15 protein-coding genes and 1 riboswitch are annotated in these 20,446 nt (G+C 71.1%); of the genes, 6 read left to right on the top strand and 9 right to left on the bottom strand.

Going from position 1 to position 20,446, the window contains the following annotated elements:
* Positions 1-104: 104 nt before the first annotated feature.
* Positions 105-200: riboswitch (glycine riboswitch) on the top strand.
* Between the two features lie 179 nt (positions 201-379).
* Positions 380-3,265, top strand: coding sequence for an aminomethyl-transferring glycine dehydrogenase (gcvP, locus tag ACQHII_RS39680; RefSeq protein ID WP_427923765.1), 2,886 nt, complete (start codon positions 380-382; stop codon positions 3,263-3,265).
* Between the two features lie 97 nt (positions 3,266-3,362).
* Here the strand turns inward: gcvP and ACQHII_RS39685 are convergent, their stop codons facing one another.
* Genes ACQHII_RS39685 through modA form a run of 3 tightly spaced genes read right to left on the bottom strand, consistent with a single transcriptional unit; the run spans position 3,363 to position 6,087 of the window.
* Positions 3,363-4,415 carry an ABC transporter ATP-binding protein gene (locus ACQHII_RS39685; RefSeq protein WP_427923766.1) on the bottom strand — a complete coding sequence of 351 codons (1,053 nt, stop codon included), beginning with the start codon at positions 4,413-4,415 and terminating at the stop codon, positions 3,363-3,365.
* A complete protein-coding gene (locus ACQHII_RS39690) occupies positions 4,412-5,269 on the bottom strand; it encodes an ABC transporter permease (protein ID WP_427923767.1) in 858 nt (285 codons plus the stop codon). The genes ACQHII_RS39685 and ACQHII_RS39690 overlap by 4 nt, the downstream gene beginning before the upstream one ends.
* Entirely contained in the window at positions 5,266-6,087 is an 822-nt protein-coding gene (modA, locus tag ACQHII_RS39695; RefSeq protein ID WP_427923768.1) for a molybdate ABC transporter substrate-binding protein, read from the bottom strand. The genes ACQHII_RS39690 and modA overlap by 4 nt, the downstream gene beginning before the upstream one ends.
* A gap of 205 nt (positions 6,088-6,292) precedes the next feature.
* Between modA and ACQHII_RS39700 the strand changes: the two genes are divergently transcribed.
* On the top strand, positions 6,293-6,784 hold the full coding sequence (locus ACQHII_RS39700; RefSeq protein WP_427923769.1) for a molybdopterin-dependent oxidoreductase: 492 nt from the start codon (positions 6,293-6,295) through the stop codon (positions 6,782-6,784).
* Here ACQHII_RS39700 and ACQHII_RS39705 read toward each other — a convergent pair.
* Both ACQHII_RS39705 and ACQHII_RS39710 read right to left on the bottom strand, forming a co-directional pair.
* On the bottom strand, positions 6,696-9,440 hold the full coding sequence (locus ACQHII_RS39705; RefSeq protein WP_427923770.1) for a molybdopterin-dependent oxidoreductase: 2,745 nt from the start codon (positions 9,438-9,440) through the stop codon (positions 6,696-6,698). The two genes, ACQHII_RS39700 and ACQHII_RS39705, sit on opposite strands and share 89 nt — an antisense overlap.
* A complete protein-coding gene (locus ACQHII_RS39710; RefSeq protein ID WP_427923771.1) occupies positions 9,437-10,264 on the bottom strand; it encodes an FAD binding domain-containing protein in 828 nt (275 codons plus the stop codon). The genes ACQHII_RS39705 and ACQHII_RS39710 overlap by 4 nt, the downstream gene beginning before the upstream one ends.
* A gap of 180 nt (positions 10,265-10,444) precedes the next feature.
* Here ACQHII_RS39710 and ACQHII_RS39715 point away from each other — a divergent pair, with 180 nt between their 5' ends.
* From ACQHII_RS39715 to ACQHII_RS39725, 3 genes are all read left to right on the top strand, one after another.
* Positions 10,445-12,049 (top strand): helix-turn-helix domain-containing protein, encoded by a 1,605-nt coding sequence (locus ACQHII_RS39715; protein ID WP_427923772.1) that lies wholly within the window; start codon positions 10,445-10,447, stop codon positions 12,047-12,049.
* 26 nt (positions 12,050-12,075) lie between these two features.
* Positions 12,076-13,008, top strand: a complete 933-nt coding sequence (locus tag ACQHII_RS39720) for a LysR family transcriptional regulator (RefSeq protein WP_427923773.1) — start codon at positions 12,076-12,078, stop codon at positions 13,006-13,008.
* A gap of 104 nt (positions 13,009-13,112) precedes the next feature.
* Entirely contained in the window at positions 13,113-14,273 is a 1,161-nt protein-coding gene (locus tag ACQHII_RS39725) for an NAD-dependent formate dehydrogenase (protein WP_427923774.1), read from the top strand.
* A 30-nt stretch (positions 14,274-14,303) separates the two neighbouring features.
* Here ACQHII_RS39725 and ACQHII_RS39730 read toward each other — a convergent pair whose 3' ends face one another.
* The gene (locus tag ACQHII_RS39730) at positions 14,304-14,699 is read right to left on the bottom strand and encodes a TOBE domain-containing protein (RefSeq protein WP_427923775.1); all 396 of its coding nucleotides are present in this window, start codon (positions 14,697-14,699) and stop codon (positions 14,304-14,306) included.
* A 285-nt stretch (positions 14,700-14,984) separates the two neighbouring features.
* Between ACQHII_RS39730 and ACQHII_RS39735 the strand changes: the two genes are divergently transcribed.
* Positions 14,985-15,575 carry a DUF1707 SHOCT-like domain-containing protein gene (locus ACQHII_RS39735; RefSeq protein WP_427923776.1) on the top strand — a complete coding sequence of 197 codons (591 nt, stop codon included), beginning with the start codon at positions 14,985-14,987 and terminating at the stop codon, positions 15,573-15,575.
* Here ACQHII_RS39735 and ACQHII_RS39740 read toward each other — a convergent pair.
* The 3 genes from ACQHII_RS39740 to ACQHII_RS39750 all read right to left on the bottom strand — a co-directional run bounded on the left by ACQHII_RS39740 (position 15,553) and on the right by ACQHII_RS39750 (position 20,378).
* Positions 15,553-16,074, bottom strand: a complete 522-nt coding sequence (locus tag ACQHII_RS39740; RefSeq protein ID WP_427923777.1) for a hypothetical protein — start codon at positions 16,072-16,074, stop codon at positions 15,553-15,555. The genes ACQHII_RS39735 and ACQHII_RS39740 overlap by 23 nt on opposite strands.
* Positions 16,075-16,581: 507 nt before the next feature.
* Positions 16,582-18,543 carry an amino acid transporter gene (locus ACQHII_RS39745; protein ID WP_427923778.1) on the bottom strand — a complete coding sequence of 654 codons (1,962 nt, stop codon included), beginning with the start codon at positions 18,541-18,543 and terminating at the stop codon, positions 16,582-16,584.
* Between the two features lie 260 nt (positions 18,544-18,803).
* A complete protein-coding gene (locus ACQHII_RS39750; protein WP_427923779.1) occupies positions 18,804-20,378 on the bottom strand; it encodes a Na+/H+ antiporter in 1,575 nt (524 codons plus the stop codon).
* Positions 20,379-20,446 lie beyond the last annotated feature (68 nt).

Raw genomic sequence — 20,446 nt, forward strand, 5'->3', positions numbered from 1 at the left:
CCTGGTCGCAACTCATCCGTAAACTCTACAAAAGAGCACATTCGGGCCGGTGGCCACTCGAAAGCTCGGCTTCACCGCTCGCTGGTAGGCTGGCGAGCGGCTGCTGACCCCGTGCGGGAGAGTCCTCCAGACTTCATCGGAGGCGCCGAAGGAGCAAATCCTCCCCGGAATCTCTCAGGCTCACGTACCGCACGGACGAGGTCACTCTGGAAAGCAGAGCGGGTGCCGGCGACGGCCCGCGCTCTCACCGACGGTGAAAACCGGTGACCCTCGGGTGGCCGGTGAAGCTCTCAGGTTGAGATGACAGAGGGGGAGGCCGTCCGGGCACCCCACTGTCGTGGTGCCCTCGAAGGTCGTGTCCGACCAGGAGGCCTCCCAAATGACCGCCCCTCGCACTTCGCTCTCCGAGCTCGAACAGGGCATCCCGTTCGAGCAGCGACACATCGGTCCCGACCAGGAAGCGCGGGCCAAGATGCTCGCGCAGGTCGGCTACGGCTCGCTCGACGAGCTCACGGCTGCCGCGGTCCCCGATGTGATCAAGAACGCCGACTCCCTCGACCTGCCGGGCGCCCGCACCGAGGCCGAGGTGCTGGCCGAACTGCGGTCCCTCGCGGACCGCAACGAGGTCCTGGGCTCGATGATCGGGCTCGGGTACTACGGGACCTTCACCCCGCCCGTGATCCTGCGCAATGTCATGGAGAACCCGGCCTGGTACACGGCCTACACGCCGTACCAGCCGGAGATCTCCCAGGGCCGGCTCGAAGCCCTCCTCAACTTCCAGACCATGGTCGCCGACCTCACCGGGCTGCCGACCTCCGGCGCTTCCCTGCTCGACGAGGGCACGGCCGCCGCCGAGGCCGTGGCGCTCTCGCGGCGCATGGGCAAGAACAAGAAGGGCCTGTTCCTGGTCGACGCGGACGCGCTGCCGCAGACCATTGCCGTGATCGAGACCCGCGCCGAGCCGGCCGGAGTCGAGGTCGTCGTCGCCGACCTCAGCGAGGGCATCCCCGCCGAGATCGCCGAGCGCGAGATCAACGGCGTGCTCGTGCAGTACCCGGGTGCCTCCGGTGCCGTACGCGACATCAAGCCGCTGATCGAGCAGGCGCACGCGCTCGGCGCACTCGTCACCGTCGCCGCCGACCTCCTCGCGCTCACGCTGCTGAAGTCGCCGGGCGAGCTGGGCGCGGACATCGCGGTCGGTACGACGCAGCGCTTCGGGGTGCCGATGGGCTTCGGCGGGCCGCACGCCGGATACATGGCCGTGCACGAGAAGTTCGCGCGCAGCCTGCCCGGGCGGCTCGTGGGCGTCTCCGTCGACGCCGACGGACACAAGGCTTACCGCCTCGCCCTCCAGACCCGCGAGCAGCACATCCGCCGCGAGAAGGCCACCAGCAACATCTGTACCGCCCAGGTGCTCCTTGCCGTCATGGCCGGGATGTACGCCGTCTACCACGGGCCCGACGGGCTGAGGGGCATCGCGCGGCGGACGCACCGCTACGCCACGATCCTCGCCGCCGGGCTCACCGCCGGCGGGGTCGAGGTTGTGCACGGCGGCTACTTCGACACGCTGACCGCGCGCGTGCCCGGCCGGGCCGCCGAGGTCGTCGCCGCAGCCCGCGAGGACGGCGTCAACCTCCACCTCGTGGACGCGGACCAGGTGTCCATCGCCTGCGACGAGACGACCACGCGTGCCCAACTGGCGGCCGTATGGACCGCGTTCGGGGTCGAAGGAGACATCGAGGCGCTCGACGTGAGTGCCGAGGACACACTGCCCGAGGCGCTGCTGCGGAACGACGCGTACCTCACGCACCCCGTGTTCCGGGACCACCGTTCCGAGACCGCGATGCTGCGCTACCTGCGCAGGCTCGCCGACCGGGACTACGCGCTCGACCGGGGCATGATCCCGCTGGGCTCCTGCACGATGAAGCTCAACGCGACCACCGAGATGGAGCCGGTCACCTGGCCCGAGTTCGGGCAGCTGCACCCCTTCGCGCCCGCCGAGCAGGCACAGGGATACCTCACGCTCATCCGGGAGTTGGAGGAGCGGCTCGCCGAGGTCACCGGGTACGACAAGGTGTCGTTGCAGCCCAACGCAGGTTCGCAGGGCGAGTTGGCCGGGCTGCTGGCGGTGCGTGGGTACCACCGCGCCAACGGGGACGCGCAGCGGACCGTGTGTCTGATCCCGTCGTCCGCGCACGGCACCAATGCCGCCAGTGCCGTGATGGCCGGGATGAAGGTCGTCGTCGTGAAGACCGCCGAGGACGGTGAGATCGACGTCGAGGATCTGCGGGCGAAGATCGAGCAGTACCGCGACGAGCTGTCGGTGCTGATGATCACCTACCCGTCCACGCACGGGGTGTTCGAGGAGCACGTCGCCGACATCTGCGCGCAGGTCCACGAGGCCGGCGGGCAGGTCTACGTCGACGGCGCCAACCTCAACGCCCTTGTGGGGCTTGCAAAGCCGGGGCACTTCGGCGGCGACGTCTCGCACCTGAATCTGCACAAGACGTTCTGCATTCCGCACGGTGGGGGCGGACCGGGTGTCGGGCCGGTGGGCGTGCGCGCGCACCTGGCGCCGTATCTGCCGAACCATCCGTTGCAGCCCGCTGCCGGTCCTGAGACGGGAGTCGGGCCGATCTCCGCCGCGCCGTGGGGTTCGGCCGGGATTCTGCCGATCTCCTGGGCGTACGTCCGGCTCATGGGCGGCGAGGGGCTGAAGCGGGCCACGCAGGTGGCCGTGCTCTCCGCCAACTACATCGCCAAGCGGCTGGAACCGCACTACCCCGTGCTCTACACCGGGCCCGGCGGGCTCGTCGCGCACGAGTGCATCATCGATCTGCGGCCGATCAGCAAGGCGACCGGTGTGTCCGTCGACGACATCGCCAAGCGGCTCATCGACTACGGCTTCCACGCGCCGACCATGTCGTTCCCGGTGGCCGGGACGCTGATGATCGAGCCGACGGAGTCCGAGGACCTGATCGAGCTGGACCGGTTCTGCGAGGCGATGATCGCTATTCGCGGGGAGATCGAGAAGGTCGGGGCGGGGGAGTGGCCGGCCGAGGACAATCCGTTGCGGAACGCGCCGCACACCGCTGCCGCGCTCGGTGGGGAGTGGGGGCACGCGTACACCCGCGAGGAGGCGGTCTTCCCGGCTGGTGTGTCCGTTGCCGACAAGTACTGGCCGCCGGTGCGGCGGATTGACCAGGCGTTTGGGGACCGGAACCTTGTTTGCTCCTGCCCGCCGTTGGATGCGTACGAGGACTGAGTTTTTCGGGTGCGGCGCCGTCGTGGCTGGGCGCGCAGTTCCCCGCGCCCCTAAAAGCAGCTCCCCGCGCCCCCATGAAAAAAGGGGGCGCGGGTGCTCACGCAGGGTATGCGTGGGTCTGGGTCGCCTTGACCGTTGCCCAGATCGACGCCCCCTGATGCAGGTCCAGTTCGGCCGCTGCCGGTGTCGTCAGGTCCGCCGCCAGGGGGAGTTCGCCGGTCAGGTCTACGCGGATCTGGTCGCCGTGGGTTTCCAGGCCCGCCACCTCGCAGTGCCAGAGGTTGCGGGCGCTGGCGCCGGTCGGGCGGTCTCGGAAGAGAGTCACCGCGCTTGGTGGGAACGCCACGAAGACCTCGCCGGTCAGGTCCTCCGTGGTGGTGATCGTGGGGCCGGTGTCGAGTGTGACCGTGTGGCCGTCGGCGTTGCCCTTGTAGAGGTTGAGGCCGACGAGTTGGGCGATGTAGTCCGTGCGCGGGTGGCGGGCGATGTCGGCGGGGGTGCCCTGCTGGACGATCTTGCCCTGCTCGATCACGATCAGCCGGTCGGCCAACACCATGGCGTCCAGGGGGTCGTGGGTGACCAGGACCGCGACTGCCTCGAACTCCGCGAGGTGGCGCCGGAGTTGGGCTCGTACGTCCAGGCGGGTACGGGCGTCCAGCGCGGCAAGGGGTTCGTCGAGGAGCAGGAGGCGTGGGCGGGTCGCCAACGCCCTTGCCACGGCAACGCGTTGGGCCTGGCCGCCGGAGAGTCTCCGGGGCTTGGCGCCCGCGTGCTCGGCGAGGCCCATCCTCTCCAGCCACTCGGCCGCGATGGCGCGGGACTCCGCCTTGGTCGCGCCCTGGCAGCGGGGGCCGAAGCCGACGTTGTCGAGGGCGGTGAGGTGCGGGAAGAGGAGATAGTCCTGGAAGACGACGCCCACCGGGCGGGACTCCGGGGGCGTACGGTCCAACTCCGCGCCGTCCAGACGTAGATGACCGTCCGTCAGGCCGACCAGACCGGCCAGGGCTCGCAACGCGGTTGTCTTTCCGGCGCCGTTGGGGCCCAGCAGGGCGACCACGTCGCCTGGTGCGGCGGTCAGTTCGACGTCGAGGCGGAACGTGCCGCGGTCCACGACGAGATGGGCGTCGAGGCCCTTGTCCAGTGCGGTCATGAGGTCGTCATCCAGCGGTCGCGGAGCCCGGCCAGGACCGCGATCGACACGGCCAGCAGGACCAGGCTGAGGGCGATGGCCGCCTCGGGGTCGTTCTGGAGGGCCAGGTAGACCGCCAGGGGCATGGTCTGGGTGCGGCCGGGGAAGTTGCCGGCGAAGGTGATCGTCGCGCCGAACTCGCCCAGTGCGCGGGCCCAGGCGAGCACCGAGCCCGCCGCGATGCCCGGGGCGATCAGGGGGAGCGTGACCCGGCGGAACGCGGTGAAGCGGGAGGCGCCGAGGGTCTGGGCGGCCTCCTCGTAGCGCGGGTCGGCGGCGCGCAGGGTGCCCTCGACGCTGATGACCAGGAACGGCATCGCGACGAACGCCTCCGCGACCACGACGCCGGTCGTGGTGAAGGGCAGGGTGATGCCGAACCACGAGTCGAGCCACTGGCCCACGACACCGTTGCGGCCGAGGGCCAGGAGCAGCGCCACGCCGCCCACCACCGGGGGCAGGACCAGCGGGAGGGTCACCAGGGCCCGGACGAAGCGGCGGCCGGGGAACTCCGTGCGGGCCAGCAGCCAGGCCAGCGGCACGCCCAGCACCAGGCACACCGCTGTCGCCAAGGTCGCGCTCAGCAGGGAGAGTTGGAGCGCCTGCCAGACCTCCGTGCTGGTGAGCTGGGACGGCAGGGAACGCCAAGGGGCCCGGACCAGGAGGGCGAGCAAGGGGAGGAGCAGGAACGCCAGGCCCACGAGCGCCGGCACCAGCAGGGGCAGCGGCACCCCGTGTCCGGACATCCGGACGCGGCGACGCCGCGGCCCGCCCTTCAGGGTCTCGGCCGCGGCGTCGGAGGTGTCGAGCTGGGTCACGGCTTGAGGAAGCCCGCCGCGGACAGCACCTTCTGGCCCTCGGCGGACTGCACCAGCGCGATGAACGCCTTGGCGGCGACGGCGTTGGGCGCGTTCTTCAGGAGGACGATCGGGTAGTCGTTGATGGCGTCGGCGGACTCGGGGAACTCCACGCCCTCCACCTTGCTGCCGGCCGCGTGCACGTCGGTCTTGTAGACGACCGCCGCGTCGGCCTCCTTCAGCACCACCTTGTTGAGGGCCGACTTGACGTCCTCCTCGTAGGACACCGGGGTGAGCTTCAACTTGCTTGCCGTGAGCGCCTTTTGGGCCGCGGCGCCGCACGGCACCGTCTTGTCGCACAGCACGACCTTGAGCGACGACTTGGTGAGGTCCTTCAGGGAGGTCACCTTGTCGGGGTTGCCCGGCAGCGTGGCGATCTCCAGCTGGTTGCGGACGAACGTGGCCGGGGTGCCGACGCCGTCGCCCTTGTCCGTGACGATCGCCATGGTCTTGGGGCTCGCGGCGGCGAACACGTCGGCCGGGGCGCCGCTGGTGATGCTCGCGGCGAGGGTGTCGCTGCCCGCGAAGTTGAAGGTGACCTTGGTGCCGGGGTGGGCCGTCTCGAACTCCTTGCCCAGGGTCGTGAACGACTCCTTGAGCGAGGCGGCGGCGAAGACGGTGACGGTGCCGGACATCTTCGGGGACGCGGACGCCGAGGTGTCGGACTTCGAGGAGGACGAGTCGTCGCTGGAGGAGCAGGCGCTCAGGGCCAGCAGCGCGGCGGCTCCGGCCCCCGCAACCTGCAGGATCCGGCGGGTCCGACGCGCGGAACGGGTCATCACGGTTCTACTCCTCTGATTCTGCCGATAAGGGATGGTCGCGCCCTTGCCCGACCGCAACGGCCGTGCCGCGATGATACTGCCGCATATGCAAGGTGTAAGTCTCCTGTCGCATCGCATGAGCTGCACTATTCGCTTGCGGGGTGCGCATGTGCGTTTGTACGGGAGTGCGGCCCGGGTACCACATTCCGGGAGGTGATGGCTCGTGACGCTCGCGCAGCTCGACCTGACGGGGGACCTCGCCCGACCCGTCCGGCTCACCGTGCCGGACCTGCTGAACTGGCCGCTGCACCGGGTCCGGGTCAGCTTCGAGTGCGCCACCAGCGGCACCCAGGTCCACCGCTTCGCGGGACCGCGGCTCTACGACGTCCTGTCCGCGGCCGGTCCCGGTTTCGACCCCGTCCGCCGCAAGGACCGGCTGCGCTTCCTCATCGCGGTGAGCGGTACGGACGGGCACCACGCGCTGCTGTCCTGGGCCGAGATCGATCCCGACTTCGCTCATGCCCCTGTTCTGCTCGCTGTGAGCATCGACGACACCCCGCTCGACCGTGCCGGACCGCAACTGGTGCTTCCACAGGACCGTTGCGGGGCCCGGCACATCAGCGGGATCAGTGCGATACGGGTGGACGGGGGGTACGGCGCGGCGAGTCGGCCAGTGCCAGCCACACCCGGTCGCGGGTCAGCGGAAGTTCGGTGAAGCGGACGCCGGTCGCGTCCCGCAGGGCGTTGGCGAAGGCGGGCGCGACCGGGTTGAAGGGGCTCTCGCTCATCGACTTGGCGCCCAACGGCCCTATGGCGTCCGCCGTTTCCATGAAGTGGACCTCGGTGCGCGGCACGTCCGCGTACTGCGGGAGCCGGTAGCGGCGGAACGCGGCCGTCTCCACCGCGCCGTGCCCGTCGACGCGTACGTTCTCGAAGAGGGTCGCCCCGAGCGCCTGGGCGACCCCGCCCTCCACCTGGCCCCGGCACTGCATCGGGTTCATCACCTTGCCCGCGTCGGCCGCGTGCACACTGCGCAGGATGCGGATCTCGCCGGTGTCGGGGTCCACGGCGACCCTGAACCACTGTGCGTTGAAGGCCACGGAACGCGGGGTGCCGCCGAAGTGCCCGTCGGCGGTGAACTCGACCCCGACCGCCGCACCCGCCGCGTGCAGCTCCTTCAACGGCAGACGGCCACCGGGATGCAGTACGGCCTCCTCCGCCAACCGGCAGTCCGCGCGGGGGAGTTGCAGATGGGCGGCGGCGAAGTCGAGCAGCTGGTCGACGAGGGCGCGGGACGCGCGCAGCGTGGCCTTGCCCGCCACCACCGTGCCCGTGGAGGCGAAGGCGCCCGTGTCGTGGCGTACGACGTCCGTGTCGGACTGGCGGACGGTGATCCGGTCGACGGTGGTGGCGAGTTCACCGGCCGCGATCTGGCGGTGCACGGTCGTCGTGCCGTTGCCGAACTCGGCGGTGCCCACGGCGAGATCGAAGCCGCCGTCGGGCAGGAGGCTCGCCTTCGCGTCGGCGATGTGGCCGCCGGGCGGCCCGGTCGCGATCATCGCCAGGGCGGTGCCCTCGCCCACCAGCCAGCCGTCCGGGGGGAGTTCGGACATGGGCTCCGCCTGGGCGCGGCGGACGATCGCGAGGCACTGGTCGAGCCCGTAGCTCGCGATGTGCAGGTCCTCCTCCTCGCCGGCGGGGGAGAGCATCGGCTCGCCCGGCCCGATGATGTTCCTCGCCTTGAACTCCAGGGGATCCAGGTCCAGTTGGCGCGCGAGTTCGTCGAGGGCCGACTCCACGGCGAACATCACCTGGCCGAGGCCGTAGCCCCGGAACGCGCCCGCCGGGACGGTGTGCGTGTAGACGGAGAAGGCGTCGACCTTCTTGTGCGGGGCGCGGTAGACGGCCGTCGACTCGCCGACGCTGTGGAACATGACGGCGGGACCGTGGTTGCCGTAGGCGCCCGTGTTGGAGACAACTCGCAGTTGCAGCGCGGTGAGTCGGCCGTCGCGGCGGGCGCCCGCCTTCACGCGGATGGTGAAGGGGTGGCGGGTGGTCGCGCCGTAGAACTGTTCGGCGCGGGTGTACTCCAGTTTCACCGGGCGGCGCAGGCGCAGGACCGCGAGGGCGACGATGTCCTCGACGAGCATCTCCTGCTTGCCGCCGAAGCCGCCGCCGACCCGGCCCGCGACGACCCGCACCCGTTCCTCGGGGAGGTCGTAGAGCGCGCAGAGGGCGCGGCGGGTGAGGAACGGGGTCTGTGAACTGGTCCGGACCGTAAGCCTGTTGTCCTCGTCGAACCACGCCACCGCGCCGTGCGTCTCCAGGCTCGCGTGCTGGACGCGCTGGGTGCGATACGTGCCCTCGTACACCGCGTCGGCCTCCGCGAAGCCCGTCTCCACGCTGCCGATCTCGCCGTGCGCCTCGCCGACCACGTTGTCCTGGGGGCGGGAAATGCGGGCCGTGGCCGCGTCCTTGTCGTGGACGACGGGCGCGCCGGGGCGCATCGCCTCCTCCGGGTCGAGGACCGCGGGCAGGATCTCGTACGTCACGTCGACGCGTCGGCAGCCCTCCTCGGCGGCGGCCTCGCTGTCGGCGACCACGGCGGCGACGCGCTGGCCGACGTGGCGGACGGTGTCGTCGAGGACGCGGGTGTCGTCGGGGTCTTCGGTGGGGTGCTCGTGGCGGGCCGTGGAGAAGTGGCGTTCGGGGGCGTCGTGGTGGGTGAACACGGAGTGCACGCCCGGGACTTGGAGGGCCGCCGTGATGTCGATCGCCGTGATGCGGGCGTGGGCGTGCGGGGAGCGGAGGAGCTTCATGTGGAGCAGGTCGGGGATGTCGATGTCGAAGGTGTAGCGGGCCGTGCCCGTCACCACTTGGGGGCCGGCCGGGGCGGGGAGGTTGCGGCCCACCGCCTCGCCCGCGCCCGGCGCCTCGGCGTGGCACACTCCGCGTACCGCGTCCTCGATGGCGCGGTAGCCCGTGCAGCGGCAGAGGTTGCCCTTGAACGCGCGGGGGAGATCGGTGAGTTGGTCCTCGTTCAGGGCGGCCGTCGTCATCAGGAAGCCGGCCGTGCAGAAGCCGCACTGGAAGCCCTGGGCGTCGAGGAACTTCCGCTGGACGGGGTGGAGTTCACCGTCCTCGGCGGCCAGACCCTCGACTGTGGTGACCGTACGGCCGTCGGCGCGGAAGGCCGGGTAGAGGCAGCTGTGGACCGGCTCGCCGTCCACATGGACCGTGCAGGCGCCGCAGTCGCCCGCGTCGCAGCCCTTCTTCACGCCGAACCAGCCGCGGTCGCGGAGGTAGGTGCGCAGACACTGGCCCGGGCGGGGTTCTTCGGCGAAGGAGCGGCCGTTGACCTCGATCTTCATGCTGCCGTCTCCTCCGGAACAGGGCCCAGTTCGCGGCGGATCTCCTCCGCGTAGTGGAACGTCATGTGCGCCCGCCATTCCGGCAGCCCGTGGATGTCGTCGAACCATTCGTCGACCGTGGAGGCGATCGCCGTGCGCAGGTCCCCGGCCGTGGGCGGCAGCGGGAACCGCAGGCGGAACGGGCGGACCGTCGACGCGGTGATCGTGAGCGCGAATGAGCCGTCCCGCGGGTCCAGGGTGCCGATGACCAGGACTCCGGAGCGGCCGAGGCCGTAGAGGGAGGCCTGGCGGAAGGCCGTACGGCAGGTCAGGGCGCGAGCCGGGACGGTGATCGAGCGGAGGAGTTCGCCGTCGGCCAGGTCCTTGCGGCCAGCGCCGGTCACGAAGTCGGTGACGTGGACGCGGCGGCGGGCGCCGTCCTGGGCGAGGAGCAGGCACTCGCCGTCCAGGGCGGCCGTGAGGGAGATCATCGGGCCTGCGGGCAGGGCGTTGCAGAGGTTGCCGCCGACCGTCGCCATGTTCCAGATCTTGAAGGAGGCGAGGAAGGCGCGGCAGCACTGTTCGAGGAGCGGGGCCGCCTCGGCCGTCAACTCCTTCGCGAAGCGGGAGAGTTGGGCGATCGTGCAGGTCGCGGCGATCTCCAGGGAGCCGTCCGGGAGGTGCTGGACGGGGGTCCAGCCGGTGCGGCTCAGGTCCACCAGGCGGCGCAGGTGCGGTTGCGGCTCGGAGAAGAGATATGTGCCGCCGCCGAGCCAGGCGTCGCCGGGCCGCCAGGGGGTCGGCTGCCGGGCGTCGAGGATCTCGGCCACCGTGTTCAGGTCCATGACCGCCAGTGAAGCAACGCGGACCGGGCCGGGACGACTGGTTCACAGCACGGAAACGCCGATGTTCCCGGGCGTTGCTTTGGATGATCGACCAAGAGGCGTTTCGGGTGATTGGTCTTGCACTTACCATGCAATCACTCGTGTTCACCTGGCGAATGCGAGATACGAGGAGCCGGAACCATGCACGTCGAACACCTCCTTCAGGACGAGTCCCTCGGCCTGCGTCTGCTGTGGGCCGAGGACGCCCAGCTGGCGCGGGAGATCAGCGGGGTGACCGTGACCGACCTGGAGGACCCCGCGCGGTTCGTGCGGCGGGACGAGGTGGTGCTCAGCGGGCTGGTCTGGTGGTCCGCCGAGGACGGGGCCGGGCGGGCCGAGCGGTTCGTGTCCGCGCTGCGCGGAGCGGGGGCCGCCGCGCTGCTCGCCGGGGAGGAGACGCACGGCTCGGTGCCGGACGACCTCGTCGAGGCATGCGTCCGGCATGGCGTGCCGGTGGCCGCCGTACCGGCGCACATCATGTTCCGCGCGATCACCGACACCGTGTACCTCGGGCGGTGGGGCGAGCTGAGCCGGCGGCACGCGCTGCCGGACGGCGTGCGGGGGCGGCTGAGCCGGATGGCCGCGCAGGGAGCGGGCCCGGAGGCGATCGTGGCGACGGCCTTCGCCCACCTCGAACGGGCCGTCGCGTACGTCCTCACACCGTCCGGGCGGACGGTCGCGGCGACTCCGGGTGCGGCTGAGATATCCGCGAGGAAGGCCGCCTCGTTGCTGGCGGAGGCCCTGCCCGTCGACGCCGACGGGGTCTCGCCGTACGAACGCTGGCACCTCTGCCTTCCCGACCCCGACGACGCCCCGCCGCGCATGCTGCACGAGCTGGCCTCGGTGCTGGGGCGCTGCCAGGAGGCCCGGGTCCGGTCGCGGGCCGAAGAGCGGCAGACGGCGGACGAGTTGGGGGCGCTGCTCGCCGTGCCGGGGACGGATCCCTCGGCTGTGGCGGGGGCGTTGCGGGCCTGCGGGCTGCCGGACGAGGGGCCGTACCGCGTGCTGGTCGCGGAGACCGGGGCGGGGCGGGCGGGGCTGGCCGAGGGGGCGTTGGCCGAGGTCGTCGCGCATGTGGTGGCGGGGGAGAGGGCTGCGGGGGCGGTATCCGGGGCGAGGGCTGGGCGAGCGCCGAACGGCACGGCCGTCGCGGGCGCTGCGGGACGGCCGACGGACGCTGCCGCGCTCGCAGAACCGCCCTCAGGCGTCGGCGCCGTAGGGCGGTTGCCCGACGGTGTTGCCTTCGCGGTCGTCACCGGGGGTGAGGCCGAGGCGTTCCGCGAGGTCTGGACGCTCGTCGCCGGTGGTGAAGCGGCCGTGCCGCTCTACGGTGGGACCGGGGCGGCCGTGGCCGAGGCGAAGGATCTCAACGGGGCGTTGGCGCAGGCGCGTTACGCGCTCGGCTCGGCGCGCGGCACCGCACGCCGCGGATCCGCGCTCGTCGACGCCTCGGCGCTCACCGGGCTCGACGCGCTGCTCACGGGTGTGCCGGCCGAGGTCCGTACCGCCTTCAGCCGGACCGTCCTCGGTGAACTGCGCGGCAACGCCGTCATGTTGGAGACCCTGGAGACCTTCCTCGCCTGTGACGGCTCCTGGGCGCGGACCGCTGAGGCGCTGCATCTGCACGTCAACTCCGTGCACTACCGCATCGGACGCATCGAGCACTTCACCGGGCGCGACCTCTCCCGCCTCTACGACCGACTCGACCTGTGGGCAGCCCTGTTGTGCCGGACGGACAGCGCCTAGCCTGCACGTCACAGGGGAGGTCAGGGATGCTGTTGCGTCAGCTGGAGTACCTCGTCGCGCTCGCCCGTGAGCGGCACTTCGCGCGCGCCGCGGCGGCCTGCTATGTCTCGCAGCCCTCGCTGTCGGCCGCGATCCGGCGGCTGGAGCACGAGTTGGACGTGCCGATCGTGCGGCGCGGCCAACGGTACGAGGGGCTGACGCCGGAGGGCGAGGTGGTGCTCGCCTGGGCGCACCGCATCCTGGCCGAACGGGACGCCCTGCACCAGGAGTTGTCCGCCCTGCGCGGCGGCCTGACCGGCACGCTGCGGCTGGGCGTGGTGCCGACCGCGCTGCCCGCCGCCTCCCTCCTCACCACCCCGTTCTGCGAACGGCATCCCCGGGCCCGGGTCGCCCTGGAGTCGCTGTCGTCGGTCGACATCCGGCACGGGCTCGCCGAGTTCGAGCTCGACGCGGCGATGACGTACCTGGACGACGACAGCCTGCGCAACGTCCGCCGCTTCCCGCTCTACGAGGAGCGGTATGTGCTCCTCACGCCGGTCGACGGGCCGCTTGCCGGTGTCTCCAAGGCCAGTTGGGCACAGGCGGCCACGCTTCCGCTGTGCCTGCTGAACTCGCGGATGCGCAACCGCCGGATCATCGACGAGTGTTTCGCCGCCGAGGGGGCGACGGCCTCCCCGGCGATCGAGTCGGACAGTGTCGCCGGGCTCTACACGCTGCTGCCCGGCGGCCGTTGGTCGAGCGTGATCTCGCACGCGTGGCTGCACATGTTCGACGTACCGGACGGGATGCGGGTGGTGCCGCTGAACGGGCCCGCGCACGGTCCCCGGGTCGGACTGGTCGTCGCCCGTACCGAACCCCAATCCGTGCTGGCGGAAGCCCTGTTGAAGGTGGCGCGGGAGGCCGGCGTACGTGACGCCCTCGACGAACTCCTGCACACCTACCTCGAAGGCGACCGCTGATAGATGCGGGCTATCCCGGCATAGCAACGTTCGCTTTGACCAGGGCGATTCACCCCGAGGATCGTGAAGTGCACCTTCCGACAACGGAGTTGAGGAGCCGCGACATGGCCAAGGTTCTCTGTGTCCTGTACGACGACCCCACCGACGGATACCCGACCTCGTACGCCCGCGACGACCTGCCCGTGATCGACCACTACCCGGGCGGCCAGACCACCCCCACCCCCGAGGCGGTCGACTTCACCCCGGGCCACCTCCTCGGCAGCGTCTCCGGTGAACTCGGCCTGCGCGCCTACCTGGAGAGCGCCGGGCACACCCTGGTCGTCACCTCCGACAAGGACGGCGAGGGCTCGGTCTTCGACCGGGAACTGGTCGACGCCGACATCGTGATCTCGCAGCCGTTCTGGCCCGCGTACCTCACCCCCGAGCGGATCGCCGCCGCGAAGAACCTCAAGCTCGCGGTCACCGCGGGCATCGGCTCCGACCACGTCGACCTCGACGCGGCGATCTCCCACGGTGTGACGGTCGCCGAGGTGACGTACTGCAACAGCATCAGCGTCGCCGAGCACGTCGTGATGATGACGCTGTCCCTGGTGCGCAACTACCTGCCGTCCCACCAGGTCGTGCTCGACGGCGGCTGGAACATCGCGGACTGCGTGGCCCGTTCGTACGACCTCGAAGGCATGCACGTCGGGACGGTCGCCGCCGGGCGGATCGGGCTCGCGGTGCTGCGGCGGCTCGCGCCCTTCGACGTCAAGCTGCACTACACCGACCGGTACCGGCTGTCCGAGGACGTCGAGCGGGAGTTGGGGCTGACCTGGCACGAGAGCGCCGAGGACATGGTGCCGCACTGCGATGTCGTCACCATCAACGCGCCCCTGCACCCCGAGACGGAGGGGCTGTTCGGCGACAAACTGCTCGCGCAGACGAAGCGCGGCGCGTATCTCATCAACACCGCGCGGGCGAAGATCGTCGACCGGGATGCCGTAGGCCGGGCGCTGCGCAGCGGGCAGTTGGCGGGCTACGCCGGTGACGTGTGGTTCCCGCAGCCCGCTCCGGCGGACCACCCGTGGCGCACCATGCCGCACCACGGGATGACCCCGCACATCTCCGGTTCCTCGCTGTCGGCGCAGGCCCGGTACGCGGCGGGCACCCGGGAGATCCTGGAGGCGTTCTTCGCCGGGCGGCCGATCCGCGACGAGTACCTGATCGTGGACGGGGGCGCGCTGGCGGGGACCGGCGCGCACTCCTACTCGGTCAACAAGTGACGCGGTGACCGACGGAGGCCACTGCCCGCCTCACGCGCGGTCGATATGTACGTTCGTCGACTTCACGCGGGCGGTGGCCTCCATGCCGACCTCCAGGCCGAGTTCCTCGACCGCCTCCCGGGTCAGCAGCGAGACCAGCCGGTGCGGGCCCGCCTGGATCTCGACCTGGGCGGCGACGTCCCCGAGCTTGATCGCGGTCACGATGCCGGGGAAGGCGTTGCGCACCGAGGTGTAGGAGGGGTCCTCCACGACACCGCCCGCCTTCGCCAACTCGACCGAGAACGCGGCCAGATCGACACCGTCGATGAGCCGGCGGCCGCCCTCGTCGCGGTGGGTCGTCACCCGGCCCGCGTCCGCCCACCGGCGCGCGGTGTCCGGACTCACGCCGAGCAGCCGCGCCGCCTGGCCGATTGTGTAGGACTGCATACGCGCAACCCTAGGGCCTGTTCGGCGGGTCAGGTCGCAGGAAAGTGACCGTGACTGATCGACGCCGGTGAGCGGGGTGTGGTGCGTGCAGCTGCAAGGCGGAGGAGGGAGTCGACGCGGAGCGTCGGCGAGTGACGACAACGCGGCAGATGTGCGCACCACACCCCGCGTCTGCGACAGGACCCGCCGGACAGGCCCTAGGGGCAGAAACGGAAGTCGGTGGACGGGGGGTTGGCTCTGGGGTATAACGCGATATAGCGTCAGTCCGTCGATCGGGGTGAGGGTATGTCGGGTGAGCTGATGAGCACGACCGGGTTGCGGGCCTCGCATGCGGACCGGGACCGGGTCGTGGACGTGCTGACCGGCGCGGCCGGCGACGGACGGCTGACCGCCGAGGAGCTCGACGAGCGCGTCGAGGCCGCCCTGTCCGCCCGCACGATGGGGGAACTGGCGGTCCTGACGGCCGACCTGCCGGTGGTGGCCAGCGCCGCTCCGGTCGAGGTGAAGGACGTCGCCCGCATCGAGCAGAACGGCGGCTCGACACGGCGCGGTGACGGCTGGGTGGTGCCGCGCCGGCTGGAGATCCAGTCCCGCCTCGGCGATGTGACGCTCGACTTCACCCAGGCGGTGATCACCCAGGCCACGCTCCGCATCGACCTGGACATGCACCTCGGTGCGCTACGGCTGCTGCTCCCGCCGGACGTCGTCGTAAGCACCGACGACCTGGTGCTCAACTACAGCAAGGTCAAGACGCGCGGGCCCGGCGACTCGGACACTCCTGCCGAGCTGCGAATAGAGATTGTCGGGCAGTTGGGGTTCGGGAAGGTCCTGATACGCCGGACGCGGCGCAAGGTCAGGAAATCCCCGACGCCCTGAGCACCGACCGGGCCGTCTCGTCGTCGACCAGATGGCCCAGGTGACGCCGGACATCGGTGCCCTGGCGCAATGTGCCGCGCTCCATCGAGTGCCGTATGCCCGTGTCCAGTTCGTGCCAGAGGAGGGGGTTGGCGACCAGCACCCGGGGGTCCAGTTCGAGCCATTGTCCGTACGTGTCCCGCAGGACCAGCCGGGCGGAGACGTCGCCGTACTGCCGTACGACGGTCAGCGCGTCCGTGTGGACCGTGCGGCGCAGCAGCGGGCTGTCCACGCTGAGCCAGCCGGGGCCCGCGGTGACGCGGTGCGGGAGCAGCACGGCGCAGAGCGCGGCCGACATGGCGAACCACAACAGCGCGCGGGTCAGGGTCAGGGTGCCGGCGTTCCAGTCGACCAGCAGGGTCATCACGAGGAAGCCGAGCGCGCAGCCCACCGCCAACCGGGCGTCGCCGCGCCAGTGGCGGTCGCCGGTCGGTTCCGGTGGTGGGGTGCTGTGCCGCATGAGGCCGACCGTAGGCCGCCCCGCGCCCGACGCGCGGGCCCCTGACGGGCCTCTTACACTGCGGGACCGGATTTTGTCGTGTCTCTTACGGTGACGGTGGCTCCGCCGGTCCGGAACGGTCGGCCGGTGTGCCGGCAGCGGCGCCGGCCGGCTCGGCCGGTGTGTCTGCGCGGGCTGCGGCCCGGCCGGTCCCGAGTGGTCGGCCGGTATGCCTACAACGGCCCTGATCCGCGCAGTCGACGTACCGACCGCGCCCCCGGTCTGCTCAGCTGGTGTGCACGCGCGGGCTCCGGTCGCGGTTCTCTGGTGGTGGTGGCGGCGGCCGGGCCGGTCCCGAAGCGTCGGTGGGCGTGCCGGCAGCGGCCCCGGTCCGATCGGCAGGTGTTCCGACGGCGGCCCGGGTCCGCTCTGCCGACGCACGGGCAGCGGCCCTGGCCCACTCAGTCGACGTACCGACAGCGATCCTGGTCCGCTCAGTCGGCGCGCCTACCGTGGCCTCCCGTCCGGTCAGCCCGTGTGCACGCGCGGGCGTCGGGCGCGGTCCGGTTCCGCCTCGCGGAGGACCTCTCGGGTGACCGGGGCGACCTCGCCCTGGCCGAAGAGGAAGAAGCGGAGGAAGTTGGCGAAGGGGTTGCCCTCGGTCCACTCGAAGTACATGTGCGGGATGCGGCCCGTAGTGTCGCGGACGTGCAGCATCAGCGCGGCCAGCGCGTTCGGGATCGACGAGGACTCCAGGGTCAGCACCCGGTAGCGGCCGTGCAGCACCTCGCCGCGCACGGTCAGGCCCGCCTCGAACTCGGAGGCGTCGAGGACCGTCACCTCCACGAACACGAAGTCCTCGCCGGGGATGTCGTTGTCGGCGCGGATCTGCTCGATCTTCTCCCGGTACTCGGCCTTGTCCCGGCGGTCGGGCTCGTTGGCCACGAAGCGGATCTTCCGGCTGGCCATGTCCCGGATGAATCGTTCCGCCATGTCGTCCAACTGCACGCTCGTCACGCGCAGTTCGAAGGCGCGGGCCAGCCGGGACAGCAGGGAGACCAGGATGATGCCGGCGATGAAGCAGGCGCCGATCTTCACGCCGTCCGGGCGCTCGATGACGTTCACGACGGTGACGTAGAGGAGGACCGCCGAGACGATCCCGAAGGCGATGGTCCAGTTGCGCTGGCGGGCGCGGCGGGCGGAGATGGTCACCGCGATCGCGGCCGAGGACATCAGGACCAGGACGCCGGTGGCGTAGGCGCCGCCCTGCGCGTCGACGCTGGCGTCGAAGATCCAGGTGACCAGGAACGCGATCAGCGTGAAGACGATCACCATCGGGCGGACTGCGCGCGCCCAGTGCGGGGCCATGCCGTAGCGGGGGAGGTAGCGCGGCATCAGGTTGAGCAGGCCGGCCATCGCGGAGGCGCCGGCGAACCACAGGATGGCGATGGTCGAGAGGTCGTAGACCGTGCCGAAGGCGTTGCCCAGGTACTCGTGCGCGAGATAGGCGAGCGCGCGGCCGTTGGCCTGGCCGCCCGTCTTGAACTCCTTCTCGGGGATCAGCACGGTCGTGATGAAGCTGGTGGCGATCAGGAAGACGCTCATGATCAGCGCGGCGGTCGTCAGCAGCTTCTTGGTGTCCCGGATGCGGCCCTTGGGGTTGTCGTGGGTGTCGTCCGGGTCGCCCTCGACGTGCGGCATGACGGCCACGCCGGTCTCGAAGCCGGACAGGCCCAGCGCCAGCTTGGGGAAGACCAGCAGGGAGACACCGACCATGGCGAAGACGTTGCCGTGCTCGGTGGTGAGGGCGCTGGTCCAGTCGGTGACCACATGCGCCTCGGTGAGGACATGCCACATGCCGACGACCACGACCACCACGTTGAGGCTCAGGTAGATCGCCACCAGGTAGAGGGCGACACCGATCGCCTCCAGGAAGCCCTTGAGGAACACCGCTCCGAGCAGGGCGACGAGGATCAGCGTGATCAGCATCTGCTTGTCGTGCAGGGCGCTGGTCAGATGCGGGTTCTCCACGAGGTGGGTGGAGGCGTCCGCCGCCGACAGGGTGATGGTGATCAGGAAGTCGGTCGCGGCGAAGCCGAGCAGGGTGAGGACGAACAGCTTGCCCTTCCAGAACGACAGCAGCCGCTCCAGCATCGCGATCGAGCCCTCGCCGTGCGGGCTCTCCTCCGCCACCCGCCGGTACACGGGCAGGGCGCCGGCGAGCGTCACGATCACGAGCACGACGGTCGCGACCGGCGACAGCAGTCCGGCCGCGAGGGCCGCGATACCGGGCTGATAGCCGAGCGTGGAGAAGTAGTCGACACCGGTCAGGCACATCACCCGCCACCAGCGCTGGCCCTTGTGGGCCTGCTGCGCGGGTTCCGGCACGGACTGCGGCACCTGCTGGCCGCCGCCCTTCTTGCCCATGTCGGCCAGGCCCTCCAGCATCCAGGCGCGCAGGCGACTGGGAGGGTGTTCGGTCGTGGTCATGGGCGTGCTCCTGGGATGCGGGTCAGCGTGCGGTTTCTGGCCATCACGCGGACGGCGGCACCAGCGTAAGCGGAGAGTGACGCGTGGGCCCACGGATCTCGGGGCCGTGGGCGTCAATCTTCCGTTAAGACTGGCCGGGTGAGCGGAAGGAGCGCATCAGGAAGGGGTGGCCGGGAGCTGTTCGGGGCGCGTTGGGCTGTATGGGGGGTGCGGGGAGAGCCGTATCGGGCAGTGGACACCGAGCGTGACGGTGGGGCGCCTCAGGCATCCGCCAGCCGCGCCTCCTCCAGGTCCAGCGACCGCTGCAACCGCCTGCGGGTCGTGTCGCTGATGGCGTGGTCGTCGTAGAGCCGCTGGAGTTCTACGGCCTCCACGGCGATCAGGTCGCGGCGGAGCTGGCGGTAGACCAGGTCGGCGGACTCCGTGGGGGACGGGTGGCCGTCGGGCTCGGCGAGGCGGTCGCGGGCGTCGTCGAGGCGCGCGTTGAGGCCGCGGCGGAGCCGGTCGAGGACGACGTCCGGTACGGCCTCCAGCTCGGCGAGTTCGTCGAGGCGGCGGATGCCCGCGTCGGCCAACTTGCAGCGGGCGGACGCCTCTTCGCGTTCCGTGTGGTCGGGTTCCAGCGCGATGCCGGAGCGGCGGACGACGGGTGCGAGTGTGAAGCCCTGCACGACCAGGGTGACCACGACGACCGAGGTGGTGAGGACGAGGACCAGCGGCCGGTCGGTCAGCGCGGCGCCGCTGCCGGTGACCTCCGGGATCGACAGGGCTGCCGCCAGCGGGAGGACACCCCGGGTGCCCGCCCAGGTCAGCACCATCGGCACCCGCCAATTCACCCTGTGCGTACCCGACTTGCGCTGCACCACCGCAGACAGCGGCGCCAGCCACAGCAGTCGTACGGCGATCAGGGTGCCCGCCACCGCGAGCGCGTACAGCGGCCAGGCCCGGTCGCCGTCGGACAGCGCCCGCACCTGCGTGGGCAGCGCGAGACCGATCAGCGAGAACACCACGCTCTCCAGCAGGAACACCAACGTGCCGTAGACGGCGTGCAGTTGGAGCCGGATGCGGGCGTTGGTCAGCCGGTCGCCGCGACCGCCCAGGACCACGCCCGCGACCACGACCGAGGTCACGCCCGAGGTGTGCGCCCCCTCCGCCAGTACATAGGCCGCGTACGGCGTGACCAGGGCGATCACCGTCTCCAGGACCGGGTCCTCGGTGCGCCGCCGGATCAGGGTCACGGCGTGGGCGACGGCCGCCCCGATGACCGTGCCGCCGCCCGCGAGGACGATGAACTCCCCGCACGCGGCACCCCAGTTGGCCGCCGCCGAGGCCACCGCGACGCTCACCGCGACCCGGAACAGGACCAGCGAGGTCGCGTCGTTGAACAGGGACTCCGCCTGGACGAGCATCTGGACCCGGGGCGGCAGCGCGAGCCGCCGGCCCAGCGCGGTGACGGCGACCGGGTCCGTGCTGGCCAGCACCGCGCCGAGCACGAACGCCATCTGCCAGGACAGCGGGGTCACGGTGGACGCCACCCAGCCCACCGCCGCCGCGGAGGCCACGACCAGGCCGATCGCGAGGATGCCGACCGGCTTCCACACGGCCTTCAGCTCGCGCCACGACAAGTCCTGGGCACTGGCGTAGAGCAGCGGCGGCAGCACCACCAGGCCGATCACGTCCGGGCTGATCCCGATGGCAGGGGTGCCCGGCAGCAGGGCCACGGCGAGACCGGCGACCACGAGGAGAGAGGGTGCGGGGATCCGCCAGCGGCGGGCGAACGTCGCGACCAGCGTCGCCAGCACCACGAGAGAGAGAACCGTACCGACGCCGCGCATGCCGTCCCCTTGTGGTCTTGGACGAGCCCATGCGGACTCCCCGCCGACCAGACTTCCCGGCACACCGC

It is taken from the genome of Streptomyces sp. cg40 (assembly GCF_050320165.1).
GTDB classification, from domain to species: Bacteria; Actinomycetota; Actinomycetes; order Streptomycetales; family Streptomycetaceae; genus Streptomyces; species Streptomyces hokutonensis.

What these genes read in the sequence shown, in the direction of transcription:
- ACQHII_RS39705 (WP_427923770.1), bottom strand. Translation starts at nt 9,440, where the DNA reads ATGAAGATCGAGGTCAACGGCCGCTCCTTCGCCGAAGAACCCCGCCCG.
- ACQHII_RS39715 (WP_427923772.1), top strand. Translation starts at nt 10,445, where the DNA reads ATGCACGTCGAACACCTCCTTCAGGACGAGTCCCTCGGCCTGCGTCTG.
- ACQHII_RS39710 (WP_427923771.1), bottom strand. Translation starts at nt 10,264, where the DNA reads ATGGACCTGAACACGGTGGCCGAGATCCTCGACGCCCGGCAGCCGACC.
- ACQHII_RS39750 (WP_427923779.1), bottom strand. Translation starts at nt 20,378, where the DNA reads ATGCGCGGCGTCGGTACGGTTCTCTCTCTCGTGGTGCTGGCGACGCTG.
- ACQHII_RS39735 (WP_427923776.1), top strand. Translation starts at nt 14,985, where the DNA reads ATGTCGGGTGAGCTGATGAGCACGACCGGGTTGCGGGCCTCGCATGCG.
- ACQHII_RS39740 (WP_427923777.1), bottom strand. Translation starts at nt 16,074, where the DNA reads ATGCGGCACAGCACCCCACCACCGGAACCGACCGGCGACCGCCACTGG.
- modA (WP_427923768.1), bottom strand. Translation starts at nt 6,087, where the DNA reads ATGACCCGTTCCGCGCGTCGGACCCGCCGGATCCTGCAGGTTGCGGGG.
- ACQHII_RS39725 (WP_427923774.1), top strand. Translation starts at nt 13,113, where the DNA reads ATGGCCAAGGTTCTCTGTGTCCTGTACGACGACCCCACCGACGGATAC.
- ACQHII_RS39745 (WP_427923778.1), bottom strand. Translation starts at nt 18,543, where the DNA reads ATGACCACGACCGAACACCCTCCCAGTCGCCTGCGCGCCTGGATGCTG.
- ACQHII_RS39685 (WP_427923766.1), bottom strand. Translation starts at nt 4,415, where the DNA reads ATGACCGCACTGGACAAGGGCCTCGACGCCCATCTCGTCGTGGACCGC.
- gcvP (WP_427923765.1), top strand. Translation starts at nt 380, where the DNA reads ATGACCGCCCCTCGCACTTCGCTCTCCGAGCTCGAACAGGGCATCCCG.
- ACQHII_RS39720 (WP_427923773.1), top strand. Translation starts at nt 12,076, where the DNA reads ATGCTGTTGCGTCAGCTGGAGTACCTCGTCGCGCTCGCCCGTGAGCGG.
- ACQHII_RS39730 (WP_427923775.1), bottom strand. Translation starts at nt 14,699, where the DNA reads ATGCAGTCCTACACAATCGGCCAGGCGGCGCGGCTGCTCGGCGTGAGT.